17 protein-coding genes are annotated in these 17,305 nt (G+C 72.5%); 5 read left to right on the top strand and 12 right to left on the bottom strand.

What is annotated here, in order from left to right; genetic code table 11:
• From AB1673_12045 to ettA, 11 genes are all read right to left on the bottom strand, one after another.
• A partial coding sequence (locus tag AB1673_12045; protein MEW6154705.1) for a hypothetical protein occupies positions 1-503 on the bottom strand: 503 nt, incomplete at its 3' end.
• Positions 504-562: 59 nt separating this feature from the next.
• Complete coding sequence (gene mtnA, locus AB1673_12040; protein MEW6154704.1) at positions 563-1,570, bottom strand: S-methyl-5-thioribose-1-phosphate isomerase; 1,008 nt, start codon at positions 1,568-1,570, stop codon at positions 563-565.
• Entirely contained in the window at positions 1,567-2,616 is a 1,050-nt protein-coding gene (locus AB1673_12035; protein MEW6154703.1) for a RuBisCO large subunit C-terminal-like domain-containing protein, read from the bottom strand. The genes mtnA and AB1673_12035 overlap by 4 nt, the downstream gene beginning before the upstream one ends.
• Before the next feature lie 42 nt (positions 2,617-2,658).
• Positions 2,659-3,258: a TIGR00730 family Rossman fold protein gene (locus tag AB1673_12030; GenBank protein MEW6154702.1), complete on the bottom strand. Its 600-nt coding sequence runs from the start codon at positions 3,256-3,258 to the stop codon at positions 2,659-2,661.
• An 18-nt stretch (positions 3,259-3,276) separates the two neighbouring features.
• Complete coding sequence (locus AB1673_12025) at positions 3,277-4,113, bottom strand: metal ABC transporter permease (GenBank protein MEW6154701.1); 837 nt, start codon at positions 4,111-4,113, stop codon at positions 3,277-3,279.
• The gene (locus AB1673_12020) at positions 4,113-4,898 is read right to left on the bottom strand and encodes a metal ABC transporter ATP-binding protein (protein ID MEW6154700.1); all 786 of its coding nucleotides are present in this window, start codon (positions 4,896-4,898) and stop codon (positions 4,113-4,115) included. The genes AB1673_12025 and AB1673_12020 overlap by 1 nt, the downstream gene beginning before the upstream one ends.
• Positions 4,899-4,926: 28 nt before the next feature.
• Positions 4,927-5,865 (bottom strand): zinc ABC transporter substrate-binding protein, encoded by a 939-nt coding sequence (locus AB1673_12015; protein MEW6154699.1) that lies wholly within the window; start codon positions 5,863-5,865, stop codon positions 4,927-4,929.
• Between the two features lie 173 nt (positions 5,866-6,038).
• Positions 6,039-6,815, bottom strand: a complete 777-nt coding sequence (gene hypB, locus AB1673_12010; GenBank protein ID MEW6154698.1) for a hydrogenase nickel incorporation protein HypB — start codon at positions 6,813-6,815, stop codon at positions 6,039-6,041.
• Positions 6,816-6,817: 2 nt separating this feature from the next.
• Positions 6,818-7,156 carry a hydrogenase maturation nickel metallochaperone HypA gene (locus AB1673_12005; protein MEW6154697.1) on the bottom strand — a complete coding sequence of 113 codons (339 nt, stop codon included), beginning with the start codon at positions 7,154-7,156 and terminating at the stop codon, positions 6,818-6,820.
• A gap of 93 nt (positions 7,157-7,249) precedes the next feature.
• A complete protein-coding gene (locus AB1673_12000; GenBank protein MEW6154696.1) occupies positions 7,250-8,134 on the bottom strand; it encodes a DUF4394 domain-containing protein in 885 nt (294 codons plus the stop codon).
• Between the two features lie 146 nt (positions 8,135-8,280).
• Entirely contained in the window at positions 8,281-9,963 is a 1,683-nt protein-coding gene (ettA, locus tag AB1673_11995) for an energy-dependent translational throttle protein EttA (protein MEW6154695.1), read from the bottom strand.
• A gap of 115 nt (positions 9,964-10,078) precedes the next feature.
• Between ettA and AB1673_11990 the strand changes: the two genes are divergently transcribed.
• Both AB1673_11990 and AB1673_11985 read left to right on the top strand, forming a co-directional pair.
• Entirely contained in the window at positions 10,079-11,671 is a 1,593-nt protein-coding gene (locus AB1673_11990) for an MFS transporter (protein ID MEW6154694.1), read from the top strand.
• Positions 11,668-12,288 (top strand): TetR/AcrR family transcriptional regulator, encoded by a 621-nt coding sequence (locus AB1673_11985; GenBank protein ID MEW6154693.1) that lies wholly within the window; start codon positions 11,668-11,670, stop codon positions 12,286-12,288. The genes AB1673_11990 and AB1673_11985 overlap by 4 nt, the downstream gene beginning before the upstream one ends.
• Here the strand turns inward: AB1673_11985 and AB1673_11980 are convergent.
• Complete coding sequence (locus tag AB1673_11980) at positions 12,285-12,581, bottom strand: Fe-S cluster assembly protein HesB (protein ID MEW6154692.1); 297 nt, start codon at positions 12,579-12,581, stop codon at positions 12,285-12,287. The genes AB1673_11985 and AB1673_11980 overlap by 4 nt on opposite strands.
• Before the next feature lie 347 nt (positions 12,582-12,928).
• Here AB1673_11980 and AB1673_11975 point away from each other — a divergent pair, with 347 nt between their 5' ends.
• The 3 genes from AB1673_11975 to AB1673_11965 are packed head-to-tail and all read left to right on the top strand — an operon-like array spanning position 12,929 to position 17,302.
• The gene (locus AB1673_11975) at positions 12,929-14,593 is read left to right on the top strand and encodes an ABC transporter substrate-binding protein (protein ID MEW6154691.1); all 1,665 of its coding nucleotides are present in this window, start codon (positions 12,929-12,931) and stop codon (positions 14,591-14,593) included.
• Positions 14,593-15,531, top strand: coding sequence for a class I SAM-dependent methyltransferase (locus AB1673_11970; protein ID MEW6154690.1), 939 nt, complete (start codon positions 14,593-14,595; stop codon positions 15,529-15,531). Before AB1673_11975 ends, AB1673_11970 begins: the two co-directional genes overlap by 1 nt.
• A complete protein-coding gene (locus tag AB1673_11965; protein ID MEW6154689.1) occupies positions 15,521-17,302 on the top strand; it encodes an ABC transporter ATP-binding protein in 1,782 nt (593 codons plus the stop codon). The genes AB1673_11970 and AB1673_11965 overlap by 11 nt, the downstream gene beginning before the upstream one ends.
• Positions 17,303-17,305 lie beyond the last annotated feature (3 nt).

Genomic DNA, 17,305 nt, shown 5'->3' with positions numbered 1-17,305 from the left:
CTCCGGCGCCGGGGGAGGTGGCCGGCCGCGGCCGCCGCCCACCGCCGGGCCGCGCCCTCGACGGCCCGCAGGGCGCGCAAGGCGAGCCAGGCCACCGGCAGCTGTAAGACCAGGCCCAGCCAGAAGCCGGGGCTCTGGAGGGCGGAGGCCGGGGACAGGCCGGCCAGGGCGCGCTCGCCGGCTTCGAGGAGGACGAAGGCGACGGACTGGCACGCCAGCAACCACGGCAGGTCGCGCCTGTCGGCCGCGGGTGCGTACCCGTGGGCGGGAGCGGTGGACCGCAGCGCCCCCCGTCCCGCGGACACCGCCAGCGCCGCGGCCGCGCCCGCGAGGGCGGCGGCTGCGGCCAGAGGCCAGTAGGAGTGGCCGGTGGATGCCAGGTGCTGGCCCCGGGCACCCGAGCCCGGGAAGGCCACGCCGTAGCCCACCGTGTGGGCCGCGACCACCCCGGCCACCGCCGCCAGGGCGGGGACCACGGTGCGGGGCGCGACGGGGACCCTCACGCCCGTCAGGTTACCCCCGGGCCTGGTCCAACCGGTGGGCCCCTGACGCCCGGCGCCTTTCAGCTGCGGTCGGAGATGTGCCCGGCGGCCTCGGCCAGGGCGGCCAGCGACGTGCTGTAGGGCGGGCGGGCCAGCCCCTCCTCGGTGATGACGGCGCTGACCAGGTCGGCGGGGGTCACGTCGAAAGCCCGGTTGTCGACCTCGACGCCCTCGGGGGCGGTGGTGACGCCCCCCAAGCTGGTGACCTCGTCGCCAGACCGGCGCTCGATCGGGATGCCGGTGCCGTCGTGACAGTCGAAGTCGACCGTCGACAGGGGAGCCGCCACGTAGAACGGGACCCGGTGGTAGTGCGCCAGCACGGCCAAGCCATAGGTGCCGATCTTGTTGGCCACGTCGCCGTTGGCGGCGATCCGGTCGGCCCCGACGACGACGCAGTCGACCTCGAACGACGCCATCAGGGCCCCGGCCATGCTGTCGGTGACCAGGGTGGCAGGGATGCGCAGGCGGCCGAGCTCCCAGGCCGTCAGCCTCGCTCCCTGCAGGGCCGGGCGGGTCTCGCCTACCCAGACGGAGGGCTGCCGGCCGCTCTCGTGGGCCGCCCGGATGACGCCCAGGGCCGTCCCGTAGCCGGCACACGCCAGCGAACCGGCATTGCAGTGGGTGTAGACCCGGCCGCCGACGGGCAGGAGCGGGGCGCCGTGGCTGCCCAGGCGCATGTTGCGCTCGATGTCCTCGGCGGCCAGGCGCCTGGACTCGGCCACCGGGTCGTCGGCGGCCAAGGCCCGGGCGACGCCCCACGCCAGGTTCACGGCCGTGGGCCTGGTCGCCACCAGACGGGCAGCCGCTTCGTCCAGGGGCTCGCCGTTGAGGGCGGCCAGCCCGATGCCCATGGCCCCCGCCACCCCGAGGGCGGGCGCTCCCCGTACGGCCAGAGTGGATATGGCCTCGCACAGTTCGTCCACCGTGGCCAGGTCGAGGAACACGAGCTGACCCGGCAGGAGACGCTGGTCGATGGCCCGGATGTGACCCCTTCTCCAGGCCAGGGTGGGCGGTATGACGTCGGTCACCGGCGCCGTCCGGGGACGGCCAGAGGGGTCCCGGCCACCGCTGCGACCGCGGCCCCGACGGCCGCCCCCAACCCGCCCGCCCCGCCATAGGCCTGGGACCCGAGCAGCAGCACCAAGCCGTGCCCACCGACGACGGCCGTGGCCCGACGGACCTGCTCGCCCACCCCGGCCGGCCCCAGCCCACCGCCGAGGACGGCCCACGACGGCGCGGCCGGGCCCAACGGCGCGGTGGCCGCCCGCAGGTTGTCCGACACCTCGGCCTCGGAGTCGAACAGCTTGCCCCCGAAGGCCCCGGCGATCACATAGTCGGCCCCGCACAGGCGCAGCAGCTTCACCAGGACAGCCCCGGTCGTGCCGAAGTCGGGGTTGCGGCACCACGGCCCCGAGCCCGCCCGGTGCACGAACAGGGGTACGCCCAGGTCCTCCTGGCGCAGGGCGAGGACGCTGGCGAGCCCCTGGGCGACGTTGACGAGCAGGCCGGTGGCCCCCAGCTCGACGGCCCGGCGGGCGCGGCCGAGCAGGTCGGCCGCCGGCCCGGTCACGTTGGCCAGGTAGGTGACCCCCGCAGGGAGCACCGAGGCCACGGCCTCGACCCGCTCCTCGAGCGGGCACCACGGCGGGCTGGCCAGCTTCTCGTCGTCCTTGACGACCGTGGCCCCGCCTTCGCAGGCGGCGGCCACCACCTGGGCCACCTGCGCGGGCCGCAGCCCGAGCGACGGCTTCACGATCGCCCCCACCACGACCTCGGGCCGGGACCCGAAAGCCGGCCCGGGCAGGGCACCGGGGGGGACGTCGAGCCCCACGAGCCGGCACCGGTTGAAAGCCGACGACTCGGTGGCCTCGCCGGCTACCAGGGCGGACACGAGCAGGGCCGGGTCGGCACCCCAGTTCCCGTCGGGGATGTCGATCACGGCGACGCCGTCGGCCTCCGAGACGACCTCGGCCCCCACGCCGGGCCAGCGCCCGGGGGCGCCCGTCGACAACTCCACGGCCAGGGCCTCCGCCGCGCCGTGGGGGTGGATCTCCAAAGTGGCCCGCACCGTCACCGCCCCGAGCGTACGTGGTGGGCACCCGGCCCGGGCAAGGCGTCAGACCTCGCCGGGCGTCAGGGTGCCTTCGGCGGGAGGCGGCCGGTAGGAACCCAGGGCCTCGAGGACCTGGTCGACCCCGTCCACCCACACCACCAGGTCGCGGCTGGTGGGGACCAAGAAGCCGTCGTGGGTAGCCCGTTCGAAGAGGCGCCGCAGCGGCTGCCAGTAACCGGCGACGTCGACGACGGCTATGGGCCGGCGGTGGATACCGAGCTGGGCCCAGGTGGTGATCTCGGCCAGTTCTTCGAGGGTGCCCAGGCCCCCGGGGAGGGCTACGAAGGCGTCCGAGAGCTCGAACATGAGCTGCTTGCGCTCGTGCATCGTTGCCACCTCGTGCAGCTCGGTCAGGCCGCCGTGGGCCACCTCCCGGCTGAAAAGGCCCCGAGGGAGAACACCGACGACCTCCCCGCCCGCGCCCAGAACGGCGTCGGCCAGCTCGCCCATGAGGCCCACGGCCCCGCCCCCGTAGACGAGCCTGACCCCCGCGGCCGCCAGGAGCCCTCCCAGCCCGCGGGCCGCCTCCCGGTAGCGGACGTCAGTCCCGGCCGACGAGCCGCAGTACACGCACACCGAACCGATCACGGCCGGGCCCGGCACGCCAGAGGGCACTCGGGGTCAGCCGGCGGAGGCCGACTCGGCGCCGCCCCGCAGGCTCTCGATCCCGGCTGTCACCAAGAAGGCGGCCGCGGCCACCAGGACGATGGTGGCACCCGGGGCCAGCCCCGCGGCCCGGGCCAGGGAGAGCCCGCACACGACGGCCCCTGCGCCCAGGCCGGCGGCCCACAGCAGCGTCGTCTTGAACGACGAGGCCAACCGCTGGGCCGTCCCCACGGGCAGGACCATGAGGGCGGCCACCAGCAGGATCCCGACCACCCGCATGGCGGCCACCACGGTCACGGCCGCCAGGGCGGCCAGCCCCAGGCTCAGGACCTCCACGGGTAACCCGGCCACCCGGGCCGCCTCCTCGTCGAGGATCACCGAGAACAGGGCCCGCCACAGGGTGCCGACGGCCACCAGCACCACCACTCCGAGCACGACGATCGTGGTCGTGTCCGACGGGCTGACGGTGAGGATGGACCCGAACAGGTAGGTCAGCACCCCGCTGTTGAGGGAGCCTGCCAGACCGGTCAACACGACGCCCCCGGCGATACCCGAGTAGAAGAACACGGCCAGGGCCAGGTCGCCCGACGCCCGGCGCCTCAGCCGCAGCCACTCGATGGCCAGGGCGCCCACCAGGGCGGCGACCAGGGCCGTCCAGATCGGGCTGGTGCCCAGCAGGAGCCCGGCGGCCACGCCTGCGAACGCCACGTGGCCGATGCCGTCGCCCATCAGCGACAGCCGCTTCTGGACCAGGAAGGCGCCGACGAGGGGCGCACACAGGCCCACGACCAGGCCGGCGGCCAGCGCGAGCTGCATGTACTGGCGGTCGAAGGGCCAAGGAAGGGGGAGCATCAGCCCAGTCCCTCCAGCCACAGGGGGAGGTCCTCCTGGTGGACCCCGAGGCTGACGCCTCGTGAGGCCAGTTCGGCGGGCGGGCCGTCGAAGGCCACGTCTCCCCGGCGCATGACGATGAGCCGGTCGAGGTCGGCGGCCACCGCCCCCAGTTCATGGGAGACCAGCAGGACGGCCGCGCCGTGGTCACGCACCATGTGGACGAGCGAGTCGCGGAACAGGGCCTGCGAAGCCACGTCCACCCCGGCCACGGGCTCGTCGAGCACCAGGAGCTCGGGCCGGTTGACCAGGGCCCGGGCGATGAAGGCCCGTTGCTGCTGGCCACCGCTTAGCTCGGTGACACGGCTCTTGCGCAGCTCGGAGAGGGCCACCGAGGCGAGGGCGTGGTCGACCTCAGCCCGGTCGAGGGCCGTCAGGCGCCGGGCCCACCCGCCCCGGGCCAGCCGTCCCGAGGCCACCACCTCCTCGACGGTCACCGGCATCTGATCGGCTACGTGCGCCCGCTGGGGCACGTAGCCCACCCGCCAGCGCTCTTTCAGGTCGGCGGGTGCCTCTCCGAACAGGCGGACGCGGCCCGCCGCCGGCCGTAGCAGGCCCAGGAGCACGCGCAGCAGGGTCGACTTGCCCGAGCCGTTGGGCCCCACCAGCGCCACGAACTCGCCTTTGTCCACCCTGAAGCTGACCGAGCCGAGAACTCTCTGCCGTCCATAGGAGAACGAGAGCGACTCGGCCGCGAGGGCCGCCAGGGCCGCGGGCGACGGCCCCGCCGGAGCGGGCTCGTTCAACGGGCGCGGCCGGGCCGGCCGGGCCGGGTCACGTGCAGCCGAGGGCAGGGCGCAGCGTGCCCAGGTTCTCCCGCATGATCGCAGCGTACGTCTTGCCGGCCCGGGCCTCTTCATCGGTCAGGCCCTCGAGCGGGTTGAGCACCGCCACCCGCACGCCCGCCTCGCGGGCTAGGGCCTCGGCCACCCGGGGGGAGACGAGCGTCTCGTAGAAGATGGTGGTCGTGCCCGTCGAGCGGACCATGTCCACCAGTTGGGCCATGCGCCGGGGGTCGGGCTCGGCCTCGGGGGAGAGGCCGCTGATCGGTTCCTGCACCAGGTTGTAGCGCTGGGCCAGGTAACCGAAGGCGTCATGGGAGGTGACGATGACCCGCCGGGCACACTGGGCCAGGCCCTGGCGCATCTCGGCGTCGAGGGCGTCGAGCTCGCGGCCGTAGGCCTCGGCGTTGGCCAGGTAGGTGGCCCGGCCGTCGGGGTCGGCCTCGGCCAGGGCCTCGGCCACCTGGGCGGCGATGCGCTTCATGATGGTGGGGTCGAGCCATACGTGGGGGTCACCCTCCTCGTGCCCGTGCCCGTCGTCGTGGTCGTCGTCATGGCCATCGTCGTGGTCCTCGTGCCCGTCGAGCAGGTCGAGGTCATCGAGGACGTCGATGGCCCGGCCCCGGGCCCGTTCGACGGCCCGTTCGATGGCGGGCTGGAAGCCGGCGCCCAGGTAGACGACGAGAGCGGCCGACTCCACCCGGTCGATGTCCCGGGTGGTCAGCTCGAGGTCGTGGGGTTCGGCACCCGCGGGAGTGAGGTTGGTCACCTGGACGCGGTCGCCACCGACCCGCTGGGCAGCCTCGGCCAGGGGGTAGAAGCTGGCCACGACGCCCAGGCGGCCATCAGCCCCCTGGCCGCCCCCGTTGCCGCCGCCGCACGCCGCCGCGAGCATCCCGACGACGATCGTGACCAGGGCAACACGGCGCATTGGGCCTCCGGAGGCTGAGAGCAGTAATAAGAACCGCTCTCCAGTCTAGGGCCGGCGCCTCCGGTCCGCTAGGTGGCTGGTGTCGGAACACTCCCAAGGCGGCCGACCGCCCAGTGCCGACCAGCCGCTCGGCGCGAAGCGCCGATCGCGAAAGACACCAGCCGCCTAGTGCCTCATCCGTTGAGCACCCAGTGGCACCATTCCTCGACGCCCTCGCCCGTGCGGGCGCTGGCCCGGATGACCCGGGCCTGGGGGTTGACGGCCGCCAGGTTGGCGTAGAAGGCGTCTAGGTCGAAGTCGAGGTAGGGGAGAAGGTCGACCTTGTTGACGACCACCACGTCCACCGCCCGGAACATGACCGGGTACTTCAGGGGCTTCTCCTCGCCTTCGGTGACGGCGTAGACCATGGCCTTGGCGTCCTCGCCCACTGAGAACTCGGCCGGGCACACGAGGTTGCCGACGTTCTCGATGACGAGCAGGTCGAGGTCGGGGAGTGGGAGCCGGGCCAGCCCCGAGCGAACCATCACGGCGTCGAGGTGGCACTCGCCGCCGAAACCGGCGCTGGTGTTGACCAAGGTCACGGCTGCGGCCAAGCCGTCGAGGCGGTCGGCGTCGATGGAGGTGGCGATGTCGCCTTCGAGCACGCCGACCCGGGCGTGGTCGCCGATGGTGATCAGCGTCCTTCGCAGCAGGGTGGTCTTGCCCGCACCCGGCGAGGACATGAGGTTGACGGTGCGGACCCCGGCGGTCGCCAGGTCCCGCCGGTTGGCCTCGGCCACCCTGTCGTTCTCGGACAGGATGTCCTCCAGCACGGCCACCCGGTCCCGCCCGGTGGCCTGGTACCCACTGTGGTCGCCGGCCCGCCCGCTGCCGGCATGGCCGTGGCCGTCGTCGTCCACATGGTCGTGCTCGTGCCCGGTACCGTCGGGGTGGCGGTGGAAGCGGCCCACGGCTAGGCCCCCGCCAGGTCGAGGGAGACCACCTGGAGCTCCTCCCCGCTGAGCAGGGCCACGTCGCCGCTCTCGCACGACCCACACAGCAGGACCGGCATGTCCAAGGTGGTCTCGGAGCCGCACGGCCCGCAGCGCACGACGGCCGGCACCTGCTCGACGACGAGCGCCGACCCGGCCAGCGAAGTCCCCGCGGTGAGCACCTCCCAGGAAAAGGTGAGGGCGTCGGGTACCACCTGGCGAAGGTGGCCCACCCTTACTGTTACCTCGGCCACCGGCCGCCCGGCGGCGTGGCGCTCGACCGAGGCGGCGATGGCCTCGCAGAGAGACAGCTCGTGCACGAGGGCCCGTCCTTCCTGGTGCGAAGTAGTACTACGGCGCCCCCGACGGTAGCCGCCGGGCCGGCCACGGGGCCGGCCCGGCCCGGGTGACGGCTACCCCTTGAACGCCAGTCCGGTCACCGTCGCGGCGCAGCCGATGGCCCCACGCAGGCGGGCCCGGCCGGTGGAGAGGTCGATCTCGGCCAGCAGGCTGGGGCGGGCATTGGAGATCTGGACGGCCGCCAGAGCCGAGTTTCCGGTTGCCGCGTCGATGTCGAAGCCGTTCACCGACGAGACGTCGAAGCCGAGGGGACCGACGGGGTTGAGCACGCCGTCGTTGGGCGGGCTCTGGACCACGAGCACATCGAGGTTGGTGTCGATGTCATAGAGGGTCGTGCCCGTGGCCGGCACGTTGGGGCCCACTGTGCGGGGCGAGGGTGGAGCCGAGTTGGTGTAGGCGGCCGCGCTGACCCCGGCAGCCACGGCCCCCCCGCTACCTGCGTAGGTGAGGGCGCCGTCGAGCAAGGTGGCTCCGGTGTCGACGTTGATGCGCAGGTTCTGGCCGGCGTCGCTGACCACCCTGAGCCGGTCGGGGACGGGGTTGAAGTCGACCCCGAAGGCCGAGCCCGACACGGCCTTGTCCAGGGTGGACGCCAGGCTGGCCGCCCCCGTGCCCGGGTCGATGGTGTAGAGACGACCGGTCGAGCCCTCGACCGCCAAGGCGTAGAGGGCCCCGGTGGCCGGGCGGACGTCGATGCCCGCGATGGTCCCGGTCACGCCCGTGACTACGGCGCTGCTGCGCTGCAGGGCGGGCCGGTCGCGGTGGAAGCTGATCAATCGCCCGTCGGAGGTCAGAGCGTAGGTGTCGGCCTCGCCCAGGCCGGGGAAGCTGTTGAAGACCGGGCACCCTGACGAGTCCCTGGTCACCGCCGGCTGGCCCTGGTTGGCCACTGCCACCCCGGGCACGGCCAGGGCGGTGGCCGCCGCAGCCGCAGCCACCAGTCGTAGCGTCCTGCCCATCCCACGCGTCCGCATCCCCTGGCTCCTGTCGTCGCTCCGCACCCGCCGTCAGGACCTAGTTCGGAACTCGAGGCCTCGCCGGATGCGCGATCACCGCACCGGTTCGTTCTTGGGGGGAGGGCGGTCTACCGGACGAGCGGCTTGTAGCGGATGCGGTGGGGCTGGTCGGCGGCCGAGCCCAGCTCCTTGCGGCGGGCGGCTTCGTACTCGGTGAAGTTGCCCTCGAACCAGCGCACCCGGCTGTCGCCCTCGAAGGCCAGGACGTGGGTGCAGATGCGGTCGAGGAACCACCGGTCGTGGCTGATGACGACCGCGCAGCCGGGGAACGCCTCCAGCCCGTCCTCCAGGGCCCGCAGGGTGTCGACGTCGAGGTCGTTGGTGGGCTCGTCGAGCAGCAGGACGTTGCCGCCCCGGCGCAGCAGCTTGGCCAGGTGGACACGGTTGCGCTCGCCCCCCGAGGCCAGGCCCACGGGTTTCTGCTGGTCCGAGCCCGTGAAGTTGAACGACGCCACGTAGGCCCGTCCGTTGATCTCCCGGCTGCCGATCCTGAACAGCTCCTGGCCGCCGGTGATCTCCTCGTAGATCGTGTTGTCGGGCCCCAGGTCGTCGCGGCTCTGGTCGACGTAGGCCATCTCGACGGTGCTGCCCACCTTGAGCGAGCCCGTGTCGGGCTCCTCCTGGCCCGTGAGGATGCGGAACAGGGTCGTCTTGCCCGCCCCGTTGGGCCCGATGACCCCGACTATGCCGGCCGGGGGGAGCGAGAAGGACACGTCCTCGAAGAGCAGGCGGTCGCCATAGGCCTTGGACAGGCCCTGGGCGTCGACCACCAGGTCGCCCAGACGTTCGCCCGGGGGGATGGCGATCTCCAGGCGCGTGCCCGCCCCGTCGGCGGCGCGGGCCTCGGCGAACAGCTTCTCGTAGGCCCCCAGGCGGGCCTTGGACTTGGCCTGGCGGGCCCGAGGCGCCATCCGGGCCCACTCCAGCTCGCGTTCGAGGGTCTTGGCCCGGGCCGTCTCGGCCTTCTGCTCGACACGCAGCCGCTCCTGTTTCTGCTCCAGCCACGACGAGTAGTTGCCCTCGAAGGGCGAACCCCGCCCCCGCTCCAGCTCGAGGATCCAGCGGGCCACCTTGTCGAGGAAGTAGCGGTCGTGGGTGACGGCCACCACCGTGCCCGGGTACTCCTGGAGGGTGCGCTCCAGCCAGGCCACCGACTCGGCGTCGAGGTGGTTGGTGGGTTCGTCGAGCAGGAGCAGGTCGGGCTTGGACAGCAACAGGCGGCAAAGCGCCACCCGGCGGCGCTCGCCACCCGACAGCGTCGACACGTCGGCCTCGCCGGGCGGCAGGCGCAGGGCGTCCATGGCGATCTCGATCTGGCGTTCGAGGTCGTTGGCCCCCTTGGCCTCGATCTCGGCCTCCAGGCGGGCCTGGTCCTCGCCGATCTTGTCGAAGTCGGCGTCGGGGTCGGCGTAGCGGCCCAGGACCTCGTCGTACTGCCGCAGTAGGTCGGCCACCGGCCCCACGCCGTCCATCACGTTGCCCTTCACGTCCTTGGACGGGTCGAGGACCGGCTCCTGGGAGAGCAGGCCCCGGGTGAACCCGGGCGAGAGCCGGGCCTCGCCCGAGTAACCGTCGTCGACGCCCGCCATGATGCGCAGGAGGGAGGACTTGCCCGACCCGTTAGGGCCGATGACGCCGATCTTGGCCCCCGGGTAGAAGGCCAGCGTCATGTCCTTCACGACCTCCTTGTCGGGAGGATGGAAGCGGCTGACCCTTCGCATCGTGAAGATGAACTGTGCGGCGTTGGCCATGGGCCGACCCTACCGGGGCCCGGCCGGCCCCTCGGCCGGTGGCAGCCGGCCGCCGGGCGTGATCGGCAGTGCGAAACGCGACCGTTTCGAAAGTCCGTACCGAGAAGGGAGCCTGATGGCCGAAGCGACCCTCCTGCACGAGGACCCCGTCATCCACCGCCGGCGATGGTTCCTGCTGGGGATCATGTGCCTGTCGCTGGTGATGGTGGTCATGTCGGTGGCCGGCCTGAACGTGGCCTTGCCCAGCATCCAGCGTGAGCTCGACGCCACCGGCAGCCAGCTCCAGTGGATCGTCGACTCCTACGCCCTGGTGTTCGCCGCCCTGCTGCTGCCGGCCGGCGCCCTGGGCGACCGGTTCGGGCGCAAGCAGGCCCTGCTGGTGGGCCTGGTCATCTTCGCCACCGGTTCGGTCATCGGCGGCATCGCCACGGGTGCCAACCAGATCATCGCCGGGCGCATCGTCACCGGCATCGGGGCCGCCTTCGTCATGCCCGCCACCCTCTCGTTGATCACCACCGTCTTTCCCCCCGAGGAGCGCCGCAAGGCCATCGCCATGTGGGCCGGGTTCGCGGGGGCGGGCGGTGCGTTGGGCCCCATCGTCTCGGGGGCGCTGCTGGAGAAGTTCTGGTGGGGCTCGGCCCTGCTGGTCAACGTCCCGGTGGTGATGGTCACCCTGGCGGCCGTGGCCGTCTTCTCGCCCACCTCGCGCGACCCCGAGATCACCCCCCTCGACCCCCTCGGCGCTCTGCTCTCCCTACTGGCCCTGGGCTCGCTGGTGTTCGGCATCATCGAGGGCCCGGTCAAGGGGTGGACGAGCAGCGTCATCATGGGCTCGTTCGCCCTGGCCCTGGTGACCCTGGTCGCCTTCGTTGTCTGGGAGCGGCGGACGGCCCACCCCATGCTGCCCCTCACCCTGTTCCGCGACCGCCGCATGAGCGTGGGCTCGGGGGTCGTGACGATCGCTTTCTTCGTGATGTTCGGGCTGTTCTTCCTGTTCAGCCTCTACCTGCAGTTCGTGCGGGGCTACTCCCCGCTGGCCGCCGGCCTGGCCACCCTGCCTCTGGCCATGGCCCTAGTGGCAGTAGCCCCCCGCAGCGCGGCCCTGGCCGAGCGAGTGGGCACAGGCCCGGTCATGGCGTCGGGTTTCCTGTTCGTGGCCGCCGGGTTTGCCATGCTGGTCTTCGTCGGCCCCGAGACCCCTTACGTGATGCTGATCGCCCCGCTTGTGCTGCTCGGGGTGGGGATGAGCCTGACGGCCGCCCCGGCTACCGGCAGCATCATGAGCGCCGTGCCCGAGGCCAAGGCGGGCGTGGGCTCGGCCGTGAACGACACCACCCGCGAGGTCGGGGGGGCGCTGGGCATCGCCCTGCTGGGGTCGATCAGCAGCGCCGTCTACCGGTCGTCGCTCGACCTCGACGGCATCCCCCTGCCACCCGAGGTGGCGGCCGCGGCCAAGGAGTCCATCGGGGCGGCCACCGTCATCGCCGAACAGGTGCCGGGCGGGGCCGAGCTGGCGGCCCGGGCCGGGCAGGCGTTCAGCGACGCCTTCAACGCCACGTCGATGGTGGCCGTGGCCTTCACCTTGGCCGCGGCGGCCGTGGTGGCCGGCGTGTTCAGCCGGCGGGCCGAGCGGGCGGCCGCGGCTGGCGCCGCGCCGGGCGGGCCCGTTCCTCCCGTCGACCCGGCCCTCGAGGTCGCGCCCAGTTGAGCCACCCCGCGGCCGCCGGCGACGCCCCGGCCCCGCCGGCCCGGCCGGCGTGTGGGGCCCTCGACCCCCGGGTCGAGCGGTCGCGCACCGTCATCCTGGCCGCCACCCTCGACCTGCTGGGTGAGACCGGTTACGGCGACCTGACGATCGAGGCGGTGGCCGCCCGGGCCGGCGTGGGCAAGAGCACCATCTACCGGCACTGGAGCGGCAAGGCCGACCTCGTGGAGGACGCCATCCGGACCCTGCGCACGATGACCTCGCCACCCGAGACGGGGACCGCTCGGGCGCGCGTCACCTTCCTCCTGGAGCACCTCGCCCGCTCGCTGGCCGACTCGACGTGGTCGAACTGCCTCCCGGCGGTCATCGACGCCGCCGAGCGGGACCCCGAGGTACTGGCCATCCTGCGGCGCATCTCGACCGAGCGGTTCGGCCAACTGGTGGACCTGTTGGCCGAAGGACGGCGCCGCAACGAGATCGCCGCGGAGGCCGACCTGACCCTGCTGGCCGAGTGCCTCGTGGGGCCGGTGATGCTCCGCCGCCTCCTGCTTCACGAGCCCTTCCCGCCGTCAGGCGTTCGTTCGCTCGTCGAGCACGTGCTGGGCCCGGCGACGGCCTAGGCCGGTCCCGCGCCCTGAGGGGCCAGGAGGAACTCGACGTTGCCCCGGTCGTCGAGGCGGGCGTCGAGGACGGTGTTGTCGAGCAGGGTGGCGGCACCGTCCTCGAGGAACACGCGGGCACCGCCTTCCTCGACCACCTGGTCGCCCGTCTCGGGGGTGGTGGCAGCCTTGACGGTGAGGCTGTCCTGGCCGTCGGGTGTACTGGCGATGCGCAGTCCCCCGGACTCGGGCAGCGAGGCCCCGTCCACGAGCCTACGGATGGCGGCGGTGGCATTGTCGGTGAGTACCAGCATTTCGCACCTCGTCTTGCTCGGCGGGCATGAACTTCCATCCTTACCCCCGTACGCCCGGCGGTAACCCGCCAGGGGGTTACAGACCCTTTACTTACCCGTTACGGCCGGGTCATTCGGGTTATCGGTCCCAGCCATGACACTGACCGAGAACTTCGATCAATTCGGCCCAGCCCAGCTTGCCCAGGGGCTGGTCGTGGGTCGACACTGGGAGGGGAGCCCATCCGGAGGTGCCGCCGTCGGGGCCCCAGTCCGAGCAAGACACGAACCGCCTGTCGATTTCAGCGGTCGGCGTCGTCCTCGCGCTGGAGGCGCGGGGAAGGTGGCGGCCGCGAGGAGGAATGCCCGACATGTTGAGCCGCCGGCTCAAGATCTCCGCCCTAGCGGCCACGCTGGCATTGGCCGCGGCCGCCTGCAGTAGCAGCGACACGACCTCGACCGGGACCGGCACCGGAGGCCCCGACCCCAACCAGCGGGTCACCCTGCGGATCGCGGCCGGCACCCAGAGCGGGGGTTACCCACACCCCTACGCCGCCATCCGCGGCCCCGGTCGCCTCATCACCACCTACATATTCGACACGCTGGCCTTCCCGGATGTGACCGGCGAGCCCAAGCCGTGGCTGGCCAAGTCGTGGACGACCTCGCCCGACGGCCTGACGTGGACGTTCAACCTGCACGAGAACGTGCGCTTCCACGACGGCATGCCGCTGACCTCCGAGGACGTGCGGTTCACCTTCGACTACAACATCAACGGCGCGGGGTCGACCGCGGGCGTGGCCACGGGCATCAACTACATCGAGTCGGTGACGACCCCCGACCCGCTCACGGTCGTGGTCCAACTGCGCAACGTGCGCCCCAGCTTCCTGCTCGATGTAGGCGGCACCTTCGGGTTCGCCATCATGCCCAAGCACATCTGGGAGACGGTGGAGGACCCGGCCAAGTTCCAGGGGCCGACCTCGCTCATCGGTTCGGGGCCCTACAAGCTCCAGGACTTCGACCTCACCACCAACAGCTTCAACTTCGTGGCCAACGAGGAGTTCCACCTGGGCCCGGCCCGGGTCGAGCGGTTCCAGATCGTGCCCGTGGCCGACGCCCTGCTGGCCCTGGACCGGGGCGAGGTCGACGCCGCCAGCGGCGGCAACTCGCTGATCCCCAAGGTGCAGTACGACGCCCTGGCCAGCCGCTACAAGGTCCTCACGGCCCGCGGCGAGTTCAACCTGGCCCTGTTCTTCAACCCCAGCAAGGGCTACCCCTACAACGAGAAGGCTTTCCGCCAGGGCGTGGTCTACGGCCTCGACCGCCAAGACATGGTCGACCGGCTGGTCGACGGCCGGGGCATCCCCGGCCCGGCCGGCGCCCTGGGCCCGGGCAACGCCTTCCTCAACCCCAACCTGCCCACCTATGCCCATGACAAGGCCCGGGCGGGCGCCCTCTTCGACCAGATCGACCTCCGCGACCGCAACGGCGACGGGCTGCGAGACCGGCCCGACGGCTCGGCCTTCAAGGTGCCCCTGGTGGTCAGCTCCTCGGACACGGCCCAGGCCCAGCTCGTGCGGGAGTACCTGCGGGCCGTGGGCATCGACGTCGAGATCATCGCCGTCGACCAGGCCACGATGGACGCCCGGGGTGGCAGCGGCGACTACGAGATGGCCGTCCAGCACTTCGGCGGGCTCTCGGGCGACCCGTCGGGGCTGATCAACCGGTTCTCCTCGACGACCCGCAGCACGTCGTTCACCCGGGTGCACGGCTACAACAACCCCGAGTTCGACCGCGTGGCCAGCGAGCAGGCCCAAGAGGCCGACCCGGCCCGCCGCCGCCAGCTCGTGAACCGGATGCAGGAGATCTTGGCCGAGGACCTCCCGCAGATCTCGCTCTACGTGCCCGACCAGGTCTCTTTCGTGGACGACAAGAAGTTCGCGGGCTTCGCCTACACGCCCGGCTGCCCTCCATGCGGGGTCACGGGCAACAAGCGCCACCTGGTGGCGGGCACGGCCGACCCGGCGCCCGCCAACTGATGATGGCCCCCAACGACCTGACGTTCCTCGCCCCTCCGGGCGAGGTGGCCGACTGGCGCCTGGTCCTTCTCTGCGACCAGGCGGCCTCGGCCGGGGTGCTGTCGGCCCTGCCCGGCACCGTCGACGGCCTGGCTGCCGACCTGGGCCTCGACACCCACGCCCTCAGGGTGGTCCTCCAGGCCTTGGAGGCGCTAGGCGTGGTGGAGGCCGGCGAAGGGGGTGAGTACCGCCCGGGGCCGTCGGCCCCCGACGCCGACACCCTGCACACCATCGGCCACCACGCCCGGTCGATGCGGCGGTGGGCCACGGCCGTGGGGCCGGCCCTACGGGGCGAGGACCTCAGCAGGGAGGCGGCCACCCCTGACCCCGAGGCCTTCCACGACGCGCTGGCGGCCAACGCCCGCCGGGTCGCCCCGGCGGTGGTCGACGCCTGCCTGGCCCGGTTCCCCGAGGCCCGTACGGTCCTCGACCTCGGCGGGCTCCACGGCGAGTACTCCCTGGAGTTCGCCCGCCGGGGCCTGAAGGCGACCATGCAGGACCGCCCGGCCATGATCGAGGTGGCCCGCAAGCGGGGCCGGCTCGACGCCGCGGGCGTGGAGCTGTTCGCGGGCAGCTTCTTCGACTCGGTGCCCGAGGGGCCGTTCGACCTCGCCTTCTGCTCGGGCATCACCCACACCTTCGACGGTGAGCGCAACCTCATGCTCTACAACAACCTGCGGCCGGTGGTCACCGGGGGGGTGGCCGTCGTCACCTCCATCCAGGCCCGCAACGACCACGCCCGCCTGTTCGCCGTCCAGATGCTGATCAACGGCAACGGGGGCGACACCCACACCGAGGCCGAGTACCGGCAGTGGCTGGGCGAGGCCGGGTTCACCGTCGACGAAGGGGTGTCGGACCTACCCGGGCGCGGGGGCCGGTCGGTGCTCTTTGCGACCTGAGAGGTCGAAGGCGGCGGCCCTCGAGGTGAGGGACCTGGTGGTGACTTACCCCGGCCCGGTGCGAGCCGTGGCCGGGGTGAGCCTCACCGTCGAGCCGGGGGAGTGCCTGGGTGTGCTGGGGGAATCGGGCTCGGGTAAGTCAACGTTGGCCCGGGCGGTGCTGGGCCTGGCTCCCGAGGCCACCGTGGAGGGAACGGTCCGCCTCGGCGACGTCGAGCTGTCCAAGCTGAACGAGGACCACTGGCGCGAGGTGCGGTGGAAGCGCATCGCCCTGGGCTTCCAGTCGACCTCGGCCCTCAACCCCGTTCTCCGTATCGGCCAGCAACTGGCCGAACCGTTGCGCATCCACCTGGAGATGGGGCGCGAGGAAGCCGGCCAGCGGGCCGACGAGCTGCTGGGCGAGGTGGGCCTCGGGCCGTGGGCCTCGGGCCGCTTCCCGCGCGAGCTCTCCGGCGGCCAGCGCCGGCTGTGCCTGCTGGCCATGGCCCTGGCCTGCCGGCCCGACGTGATCATCCTCGACGAGCCCACTGCCGGCCTCGACCCCTCGACCCGCAACCGGGTGCTGTCCCTGTTGGGGGCCGTGCGCGAGGCCGGCACCTCGCTGGTCGTGCTCAGCCACGACGCCGACGCCCTGGAGATGCTGGCTGACCGGGTGGCCGTGCTCTACCGCGGCTGGCTGGCCGAGATCGGGCCGCGGGCCCACGTGCTGGGAGACCCCCGCAACCCCTACTCCTGGGCCCTGCTCAACGCCCGGCCCACGCTGGCCTCGGTAAAGGACCTGCGGGGCATCAGGGGGACACCACCCAACCCCGGCGAGGTGGCCGACGGCTGCCCGTTCTACGGTCGTTGCCACCAGAGCCGCGACGAGCTGTGCACCCATGGGGAGCCCCCGCTGCTGCCGCCCCACGGCGAGGACGGCCCCCGCCTGGTGGCCTGTTCCCGGGGCGGAGTGGTGGCCTTGCTGGCCGCCCGGGGCCTGCGCAAGAGCTACTCGTCGGGGGGCCTGCTGGGCCGCAAGGAGACGCTCACGGTCGTCGACGGCATCAACCTCGATGTCCGAGAGGGCGAAGTCGTCGGCCTGGTCGGCTCGACGGGGGCCGGCAAGTCCACCTTGGGCATGCTGCTGGTGCGGCTGCTGGAGGCCGACGGGGGGACGGTGACCTTCGACGGGCACGACCTGTTCACGGCGTCGGGGGACGGCCTCAAGAGGCTCCGGGCCCAGGTGCAGATGCTCTTCCAGGACCCCTTCGAGTCTCTCTCGCCCCGGCTGACCGTGGCCCAGGCTGTCCAGGAGCCGCTCGATGTCCAGGAGAGGGGCGACTCGGCCACCCGCCGGGCGCTGGTCGAGCGGGCCGTGGCCGACTGCCGGCTGCCCACCGACGAGGCCTTCATGGGGCGCCATACCCACGAGCTGTCGGGCGGCCAGCTCCAGCGGGTGGCGCTGGCCCGGGCGCTGGTGCTCGAGCCCCGCCTGCTGATCGCCGACGAGGCCGTGTCGATGCTCGACCCCAGCGAGCAGGCCAAGATGATCCAGCTCCTCAAGCACCTCCAGGTGGAGCGGGGGATGGCCATGATCTTCATCTCCCACGACCTCTCGGTGGTCCTGCGGGTGGCCGACCGGGTGCTGGTGCTGGCCGGCGGCCGCATCGTGGAAGAGGGGGCGGGTGGGCCCATGCTGGCCCGGCCCCGGCACGCGGTCACGCGGTCGCTCCTGTCGGCCGCCGGCCGCGACCTGCTGTTCGCGGCTGAGAACGGCCACCAGCCCGCCTGATCC

This window comes from Actinomycetota bacterium (assembly GCA_040754375.1).
In the GTDB taxonomy this organism is placed as follows: Bacteria; Actinomycetota; Acidimicrobiia; order Acidimicrobiales; family AC-14; genus JBFMCT01.
The sequence above is the reverse complement of the archived record's forward strand: the minus strand, read 5'-3'. Positions and strand labels throughout refer to the sequence as shown.

Coding starts and splice junctions, on each gene's coding strand:
- AB1673_11990 (MEW6154694.1), top strand. CDS start 10,079: ATGGCCGAAGCGACCCTCCTGCACGAGGACCCCGTCATCCACCGCCGG.
- AB1673_12015 (MEW6154699.1), bottom strand. CDS start 5,865: ATGCGCCGTGTTGCCCTGGTCACGATCGTCGTCGGGATGCTCGCGGCG.
- ettA (MEW6154695.1), bottom strand. CDS start 9,963: ATGGCCAACGCCGCACAGTTCATCTTCACGATGCGAAGGGTCAGCCGC.
- AB1673_11975 (MEW6154691.1), top strand. CDS start 12,929: ATGTTGAGCCGCCGGCTCAAGATCTCCGCCCTAGCGGCCACGCTGGCA.
- AB1673_11970 (MEW6154690.1), top strand. CDS start 14,593: ATGATGGCCCCCAACGACCTGACGTTCCTCGCCCCTCCGGGCGAGGTG.
- AB1673_11980 (MEW6154692.1), bottom strand. CDS start 12,581: ATGCTGGTACTCACCGACAATGCCACCGCCGCCATCCGTAGGCTCGTG.
- AB1673_12025 (MEW6154701.1), bottom strand. CDS start 4,113: ATGCTCCCCCTTCCTTGGCCCTTCGACCGCCAGTACATGCAGCTCGCG.